Annotated in this window: 1 protein-coding gene and 1 pseudogene; both read right to left on the reverse strand. The window is 68.8% G+C overall.

Going from position 1 to position 1409, the window contains the following annotated elements:
- Positions 1-346: hypothetical protein (locus SSPN_RS46110; protein WP_010311409.1), on the reverse strand; the 346-nt coding region annotated here is incomplete at its 3' end.
- 197 nt (positions 347-543) lie between these two features.
- Positions 544-1409 (reverse strand): annotated as a pseudogene (locus SSPN_RS60435) (hypothetical protein); the annotation flags it as partial.

Here is a 1409-nt window from a genome sequence, read left to right on the forward strand (position 1 = left end):
TCGCCTGGTACTGCTTCGCGCCTTTGCCGTTCTTCTTGCGCCCCCGCCTCGCCGCCTTCGACTGAAGTTCCGCCAGCTCCACCTCCTGCTCCTCAGTCAACGGCCCCTGCTCCGCCAACTCCTCCAACTCCGCAACCCGATCGGCTCCGGCCCTTCTCGCCTGGCGATGCTCCGCTCTACTTGCCTTCTTTTGTTGCTTCCGCCGAGCCACCTTCGGCTGAAGCTCAGCCAGCTCCGCCGCCTGCCCCTCAGTCAACGGCCCCTGCTCCGCCAACCGCTCCAACTCCGCAACCCGATCGGCTTCGGCCCCTCTCACCCGGCGATGGGTGAGCAGCTCACTCGTCATTGCCCGGACTACCGGGGTCAATCCCAGCTGCGGCTGCTGGCACCTTCCGCCGCTTCGCTCCCCCGGAACTCTCACCGGTCTCGCCCCGCGTCCTCTTCGCGCCTTTCGGGCCGGTTTTCCCGGCCTCCGGCCCGGACGCGCCGGGTTGACGCTTCGGGCCCGTCACCTCAGTGGGCAGCCCGGATCCCCAGCCCTGGCTACGCAACCCGGAACCACTGGACGGCAACAACCCGATCGGCAGCAGCCTTTCCCGCCCGGGACCGACCCACGGCCCCTTCCTTCTTTTTCCGTTTCCGCTCCGCACGCGGGTCCTGCTGCGCTGCCTGAGCCGTCGGCGTAAGCACCCCACTCCCGCCATCCCCCGGACCCCCGGAAACAAACCCAGCCGCAGCAGATACTTCCACCTTCCGCCGCTTAACCGCCCCGGAACCCTCGCCAACCTCACCCCACAAACTCCCCGCACCCGCGCCGACTCCCCCCACCTCCAGCCCAACGTGAGCCTGACGCTTCGGACCCGTCACCTCCGCGGGCAGCCCAACCCCCCAACCCAGGCGCCGCAGCCCGGACCCACCGGCCGGCCACACATCCGCCACCGCCCCAGCAAGCCACCCACCCAGATCGACCTCAGCCGACCACCCGTCCAAGTCGTCCTGATCAGCCCCAATCCACCCCGACACCTCCTCCGGCCCCGCACCTCGCCCGATCACCGGGCCAGCCACCCCGCTCTTCGTCACGTCCGGGGCTTTCTTCTCCCGCCCCACCTTCGACCGGAGCTCCGCCAACTCCATCTGCTGCGCCTCAGTCAGCGGCCCCCGCCCCGCCGACGCCTCCAACTCCGCAACCCGGGCGTCCGCCTTTCTCGCCCGGTACCAATCCGCTTCAGATTCCTTCTTTTTCTGCCACTGCTGCGCCTTCGGCTGGAGCTCCGCGAGCTCCGTCTCCTGCTCGGCAGTCAGCGGCCCCTGCTCCTTCAACTCCTCCAACACCGCAACCCGGGCGGCAGCCGCCTTTCCCGCCCGGTACCGATCCGTGAATCCTTTCTTCTGTTTCTGCCACTGCTGCG

This window comes from Saccharopolyspora spinosa NRRL 18395 (assembly GCF_000194155.1).
In the GTDB taxonomy this organism is placed as follows: Bacteria; Actinomycetota; Actinomycetes; order Mycobacteriales; family Pseudonocardiaceae; genus Saccharopolyspora; species Saccharopolyspora spinosa.